The sequence below is a fragment of the Erwinia sp. genome (assembly GCF_031978025.1).
Lineage (GTDB): Bacteria > Pseudomonadota > Gammaproteobacteria > Enterobacterales > Enterobacteriaceae > Erwinia.
The window spans coordinates 1-6,928 of record NZ_DALZCD010000230.1 but is presented as its reverse complement, the minus strand read 5'-3'; the positions used below and the strand labels follow the sequence as shown (position 1 = coordinate 6,928).

Below are 6,928 nucleotides of genomic sequence, written 5' to 3'. Positions count from 1 at the left end.
CACAGCAATAGCGAAAGCCAGCATAAACAGGATCTGGATAGGCATCAGTCCGGTGACCAACAGCACTAACAGCACGGTGGTCAGGATAAAGTTAGGCCAGAACATTTTGGGACGTCGGTTCGCTGCGCACTCGTTTGCATCGCCTAAACCCAGCTCAATGTTATCCAGATGGTCGCTGTCGAGCTTCATCACGCCCAGGCGTTTGCGCTCGCGAATGCCGAACAGCACCGCCATGCCAACAAGCGTAACGCAGCCCAGGAACATAGCAGGCAGCATAGGAATAAAGATATCCAGCGCATCTATATGCAAGGCCGCCGCCGCCCGCGCTGTCGGGCCGCCCCACGGCGAAAGATTCATAATGCCGCTGGCAATATTGACCAGACAGGTCATCGCCAATACGTTCATGCCCAGCTTACGATAGAGGGGCAGAAAAGCCGCCACGGCAATCATGTAGGTGGTGGAGCTGTCGCCGTCCAGCGAAACCAGCAGTGTTAATATGGCCGTACCTACCAGTACCTTAAGCGGATCGCCGCGCACAATTTTAAGAATAAAGCGTACCAGCGGGTCAAACAGCCCGGCGTCGATCATCAGGCCAAAATAGAGGATAGAAAAAGTCAGCATGACGCCCGTTGGGGCCAGCGCTTTTACGCCACTCAACATCATTTCGCCAAGACCATGATAATAACCGGCCGCCAGGGCAAACACTGTCGGCACGATAATCAGCGCGATCAGCGCCGACATCCTCTTGGTCATAATCAGGTACATGAAACAGGTCACCATTGAAAAACCCAGTATGGTCAGCACATTACTTCCCCTCTTCGGATGCTTATCGCAGGCTGCGGCGCGCTGGCCATCAGCAAAAGTTATCATTCAGGTCTAGGCGGTGGAAAAAAGTAAAATGGATGTTTCCTTCGGTAGCGTTAAGCTGTTGTTTTGTCGCTATACCGCCCAGATACTGATAATAATCTGTAATAAAAATTCATCATTTTTTTAACAAAGAAGAGTGATGGCGATCGGCTTTACCGGCGGGAAGAGTAGGTTATTGTGATTGCGATCAAACTCACCGCTGGCCTCAAAACCGGACCAGAAAGCGATAAGTCTCGTTATATCACTTAGCAGCTGGTTTACCCGAGGGCTGAACCACCAGCATTATGTGACAGCGTCACGAAAGGCTCATACTTAACGCTGTTATCAACTAACAACACGTGACAACGTCACTGATACTCTTCTTTTTCACCTGTTCTGCGGTTTTTAAGTGACAACGTCACTTAAACCGTTTAGTGAGAACCAAAATTGTGATGCATGTGCTTAAATTTTTTTAATCTTTTACCGGGAGAAAAGATGCATTAACCCTCAAAGTTACAGTGTCACATACGAATAACTCATTGATATATAAACAACCTCAACATATTCCTCTGCCCTACCCCTCATAAGACTAAATCTTTATCGTAATATGCCGATACAGAAAGCATCGTGTACCCTTTAAGGCTAATGAGATGTCCCTGAAAAGATCGTCGCTTCTGGTTTTACTCTTTTTATTTATCATTTTTTTTACCAGCATGATCGCTAACGTCTGGCTGCTGACCCGCAGTAATACGTCGCTGGATGCAGTCAATAAAGAAATTCGCGTTGTGCTGTCTATCATTGACCCTATTAACCACAGCCGCACGCTGCGCGTACGACTGATGGAATATATGAAAACGATGGAAAACAGCGGCAACCTGCAATCAGAACAGACGATGGCTGGCCTGAACGAGGTGCTCGGTAAAGCAGATAAAGCTTTCCAGGCCTATCTGGCCGCGCCGAAGCTGGAAGGCGAAGCCGGACTGGCTGATGAGTATCGCACTACCTACGAAACCTACCGTCATCAGGGTATCGATCCCTTGCTGGAGCTTGCAAAAATCAATGACCAGGCCGGTTTTAAAGCGCAGCTGCCGACCGTGATAAGCCTGGATCATCAGTATGAAGTGGTGCTGGATAAAGTCCTCGCGCTGCATGAAGAATACGCGAAGCGACTGAACAGCGACGCGCAGGGTAACTTCACCTTTGGTATCGGCCTGATCGCCGCCTTTGGCGTTCTGTTCCTGATCGTTATTGCAGGGGTACTGGTATTCCTGAAGCGCTACGTGCTCAGCCCACTGGACAGTGCCAAAGCGCATTGCAGCCAGATAGCTCAGGGTATTCTGGATACGCCGGTGCCGGTAGTGGCCTCTTCGCGTAGCGAAATTCAGGATCTGATGGGCACACTGGAGCAGATGCGCCGCTCGCTGACGGATATCATCAGTCAGGTGCGTAACTCCACGCAAACCGTCTCCCACGCCTCTCAGGAAATCGCCGCTGGTAACGTCGATCTGGCTTCACGTACCGAGCAGCAGGCCGCCGCGCTGACGCAAACCGCTGCCAGTATGGAAGAACTGGGCGCCACAGTGAAACAGAACACCGAAAACGTCTTTGAAGCCAGCCGCCTCACCAGTGAAGCGGTAACTAACGCCAAAACCGGCGAAAAAGTGGCGCAAGAAGTTATCGTCACTATGGGCAAAATTAATAGCAGTTCGAAGAAGATTGAAGACATTACTGGCGTAATTAACAGCATCGCATTCCAGACGAATATCCTGGCGCTGAACGCGGCGGTTGAAGCCGCGCGCGCGGGCGAACAGGGTCGTGGATTTGCAGTGGTGGCCGGTGAAGTCCGCAACCTGGCGCAGCGCAGTGCGGTGGCGGCAAAAGAGATTGAAAGCCTGATTGCCGAATCGGTGGTTAATATCAGGGCCGGATCCGCTCAGGTCAGCCGCACCGGCGAGGCTATCGGCGCGATTATCGCCTCGGTCAGCCAGGTCGACGTTCTGATGGATCATATTTCAACCGCTTCTGACGAGCAGAGCCGCGGCATCAGCCAGATTGAACAGGCAGTTACTGAGATGGACAGCGTCACCCAGCAAAACTCCGCGTTGGTGCAGGAGTCGGCAGCGGCTTCCGCCTCGCTGGAAGAGCAGGTGCACTTCCTTAACCACTCCGTTTCTACCTTCCGCCTGTCCGACGCTTAGTCTTCCCAACCCCGGCGGCGTGCCGGGGTTCCACTATAACAATAAACTTTATACGCCCACGCCGGCACGCTACATTTACGAGGACACCATGGCAATGTTACCTGCACTCTTAAACGCACTGATTCCAAAAAAACTTAACCCGCTGGCGGGCCGCCCGGTCAGCAACACTTACGACTGCCGCGCCCTGCCGACCTCGTTCAGCAGCCTGGGCACTGCCGGCGGCAAAGGCCTTTTGATGGTCTTTGTGCCACCGGAAGCCGACTTCGCTCGCGTTAACAGCGCCTGGCAAAAGATGAGCGCGCCGGGCCGTACCGTCTTTGCTATCTCTTCTACCGGCGCGCTGTGCGCACAGAAAGGCCGTTCCGCCTACTGTGCCACTAACGGCCCTCAGGGTAGCTGGCTGTGGCTGCCCGAGCAGACGATAGCCCGCCATGAGGTACACACTGTCGACCTGCAGGCTCCGCGCGGGGCCAGCGTCGCCCAGCGTATTGACAGCATTCGTGCCCAGCTGGATCGCCTGCAGGTCAGCATGTCGCTCTCTGCTGAAGAAACCTTCGCCATGATCTATTGCGACGGCCTTTCCTCTGCTGAAGGCTTTATGATGCAGGCCTGGTATGACAGCGGACGCTTCCCCTGCCTGGCTATCGGCGGGTCGGCGGGCGGCCGAACTGACTTCCAGAATACCTGGATGGCGACCGGCGGCCAGCTGCTGCAAAACAAAGCGGTGATCGTGTTCTGCCGCATGGCCAAAGGTAAATCTTTTGCGCCGTTTAAAAGCCAGAACTTCCAGCCTACTTCGCAAAGCTGGCTGGTGGCAGAAGCCGATCCTGTCGCCCGCACCGTGAGTTCCCTGTTCGACTCAACGGGCCGTCAGCAGCCTGCGGTAAAAGTGCTGGCTGATGCGCTGCATTGCAAACCGGAACAGCTGGAGCAAAAGCTGAAAGGTAAAACGTTTGGCGTGAAGGTGGCCGATGAGTACTTTATCCGCTCGGTAGCAAAGATCGAGGCGGAAAGCCTGACGTTCTTCTGTGATTTAGAGTTTGGTGACCGCCTTTATCTGCTGGAAGCGGGCGATTTCGTTTCCGCCACGAGCAGGGACTGGGACAGATTCGTCGCCACCCACGGTAAACCGGCAGGTCTGCTGCTGAACGACTGCCTGCTGCGCCGCCTTAACAATCCGGAAAGCCTGCCTGCAGCAGAGCTGTTCGATGGCGTACCGGCTGCCGGATTCTCCAGTTTTGGCGAAATTTTCGGCGTGCCGATCAACCAGACGCTTTCTGCGCTCGCCTTCTTCGATCGCGACGTAAAAGCCATGAGTCGCTTCCCGATTGAGTACGCGGACTACGCGGGTCACTATGCCCAGCGCTCGCTGCGTCGTTGGGAAGCCCTGCATACGCTGCAAACGGACGTTATTGATAAAGTGATTAACTATCAGCAGCAGATTGGGCCGGTAGTGCAAACTTTCCCGCTGCTGGAAAAAGCAACCAGCCGCCAGAGCGAGGCGCTGGACGTGGCCGGTGTCAATATCGGCGAGATTGGCGAGGCAGCAACCGTTACGCTGCTGGCGCAGGACGAGCTGGGCGTGGAAATCGGCGAGCTGGAAAGAATTTCGCAGGGCATTACACAAATCACCAGCGGCATCAGCACCATTGCCGACCAGACCAACCTGTTGGCGTTGAACGCGGCAGTAGAAGCTGCTCGAGCCGGATCTGCTGGTCGCGGCTTCGCCGTCGTGGCGGAAGAAGTCCGCCGCCTGGCCCGCTCTTCCAAAGAGCAGGCGGATGCCACGCGTGAAAGTATCAACGAGACGGTTGCGACCATCGCGCGCATCAAAAAGACCGCCTCTAAAACCGTCGCTACCACGGAAGACATGGCGCAGAAAAGCCATGCTGCACGCGGTCAAATTGCCGATCTCAGCGAGCAAAACAGCGCCGAGCGTAGCGGAATGGTCGAAAACATCGACCGGCTGAAAAACGCCGCCGACGGTCTGGATGCCATGCATCAGGCCGTGGCGCAGCTGACGGTATTGCAGGAACTGGTGCGTTCCTGATCCCCGGATGCGCAAGGCCCCGCGCGGCCTTGCGCATTTTTATACTTTTTTTATATTTTCCCACCGCATTTTTGCAAAATCTTTGCGGCCCGCTTTTTACACTCATGGCGAAATGACTCTCTTAATGAGGTGAACCGTGAGTGTTGCAGTGATAACCGGCGTGCTGCTGGTAGCGTTGTTGCTGGGCTATCTGATTTATGCCCTGATTAACGCGGAGGCCTTCTGATGGCGGCTTCCGCATCTTTACTGGCGACTTATCTGGTGGCGCTGCTGCTGCTGGCCTGGCCGCTTGGTCGGCTGACAGCCCGCCTGATAGATCCCCGTCCTCTTCCCTTTGTTGGAGGCGTTGAAACCGCGCTTTTTCGCATAGCCGGGCTGCGTGGTGAAATGCGCTGGCAAACTTATCTGCTGGCCGTGCTGCTGTTTAATGCTTTGGGATTTGTCCTGCTGCTGGCGATTTTGCTGTTACAGGGGACGCTGCCTTTCAACCCCCAACATTTTCCCGGTCTGGCCTGGGATCTGGCGCTAAATACTGCCGTCTCCTTCGTCACGAATACTAACTGGCAGGCCTATGCTGGCGAATCGTCGCTGAGCTACTTCAGCCAGATGGCGGGACTGACGGTGCAGAACTTTTTCTCGGCGGCCACCGGCATTGCTGTTGCTTTCGCCCTTACCCGCGCGTTTGCCCGCCGCTCCTCCGCCACGCTGGGCAATGCCTGGCAGGATCTGAGCCGCATCGTGCTCTGGCTACTGCTGCCCCTCTCGCTGCTGTTAGCGCTGCTGTTTATTCAACAGGGCGTGGTGCAAAGCTTTTCTGACTATCTGCCTTTCACCAGCCTTGAAGGGGCGAAGCAGCTGCTGCCAATGGGGCCGGTCGCCTCGCAGGAAGCGATCAAGCTGCTGGGCACCAACGGCGGCGGCTTCTTTAATGCTAACTCGGCCCATCCGTTTGAAAACCCAACCGACATCAGCAATTTTGCGCAGATGCTGGCCATTTTCCTGATCCCAGCAGCACTCTGTTTTGCCTTTGGTGAAGCGGTTGGCGATGCCCGTCAGGGACGGGTGATTCTGGCAGCCATGACGCTGATTTTTCTGCTTTGTGCCGCCGCGATGTTCTGGGCCGAACTGCAGGGCAATCCTGTCCTGCGGTCACTGGGCGGGGACGGGACCAACCTTGAAGGCAAAGAAAGCCGCTTCGGCGTGCTGGTTAGCGGCCTTTACGCCGTTATCACCACGGCAGCTTCCTGCGGTGCGGTAAATGCCATGCACGACTCTTTTACCGCGCTGGGCGGCATGATCCCCCTGTGGCTGATGCAGATCGGTGAAGTGATCTTTGGCGGAGTCGGATCGGGACTGTACGGAATGCTGCTCTTTGTGCTGCTGGCGGTGTTTATCGCCGGGCTGATGATTGGCCGTACACCGGAATATCTGGGGAAAAAAATCGACGTACGTGAGATGAAAATGACGGCACTGGCAATCCTGGTGACGCCTGCGCTGGTGCTGCTCGGCAGCGCGCTGGCGATGATGACTGATGCCGGACGCGCGGCCATGCTTAACCCTGGCGCGCACGGCTTCAGCGAAGTACTTTACGCCCTCTCCTCCGCCGCCAATAACAACGGCAGCGCCTTTGCCGGCCTCTCCGCCAACACGCCGTTCTGGAACCTGCTGCTGGCTTTTTGCATGTTGGCGGGCCGCTTCCTGATTATTGTCCCGGTGATGGCGATTGCCGGATCGCTGGCCGCCAAAAAAGTCCAGCCGGTGAGCAGCGGCACTCTGCCCACACACGGCCCGCTGTTTGTCGGCCTGCTGATTGGCACCGTGCTGCTGACCGGCG

The 6,928-nt window shown here is 55.6% G+C and carries 5 protein-coding genes; 4 read left to right on the top strand and 1 reads right to left on the bottom strand.

Annotation, left to right across the window (positions count from 1 at the left end; all coding sequences use genetic code 11):
• On the bottom strand, positions 1-804 hold an 804-nt coding region (locus RTK32_RS16540; RefSeq protein WP_312045883.1), incomplete at its 3' end, for a citrate:proton symporter.
• A gap of 692 nt (positions 805-1,496) precedes the next feature.
• Between RTK32_RS16540 and RTK32_RS16535 the strand changes: the two genes are divergently transcribed.
• The 4 genes from RTK32_RS16535 to kdpA all read left to right on the top strand — a co-directional run.
• Complete coding sequence (locus RTK32_RS16535) at positions 1,497-3,044, top strand: methyl-accepting chemotaxis protein (protein ID WP_312045881.1); 1,548 nt, start codon at positions 1,497-1,499, stop codon at positions 3,042-3,044.
• 94 nt (positions 3,045-3,138) lie between these two features.
• A complete protein-coding gene (locus RTK32_RS16530) occupies positions 3,139-5,094 on the top strand; it encodes a methyl-accepting chemotaxis protein (RefSeq protein WP_409451109.1) in 1,956 nt (651 codons plus the stop codon).
• A 136-nt stretch (positions 5,095-5,230) separates the two neighbouring features.
• Positions 5,231-5,320: a K(+)-transporting ATPase subunit F gene (gene kdpF, locus RTK32_RS16525; protein WP_125287524.1), complete on the top strand. Its 90-nt coding sequence runs from the start codon at positions 5,231-5,233 to the stop codon at positions 5,318-5,320.
• Positions 5,320-6,928 (top strand): potassium-transporting ATPase subunit KdpA (gene kdpA, locus RTK32_RS16520; RefSeq protein ID WP_312045878.1); only part of this gene is annotated, 1,609 nt, incomplete at its 3' end. The genes kdpF and kdpA, both read left to right, overlap by 1 nt.

Bases quoted from the DNA above. Each gene is read 5' to 3' on its own strand.
- RTK32_RS16535 (WP_312045881.1), top strand. From the start codon at position 1,497: ATGTCCCTGAAAAGATCGTCGCTTCTGGTTTTACTCTTTTTATTTATC.
- RTK32_RS16530 (WP_409451109.1), top strand. From the start codon at position 3,139: ATGTTACCTGCACTCTTAAACGCACTGATTCCAAAAAAACTTAACCCG.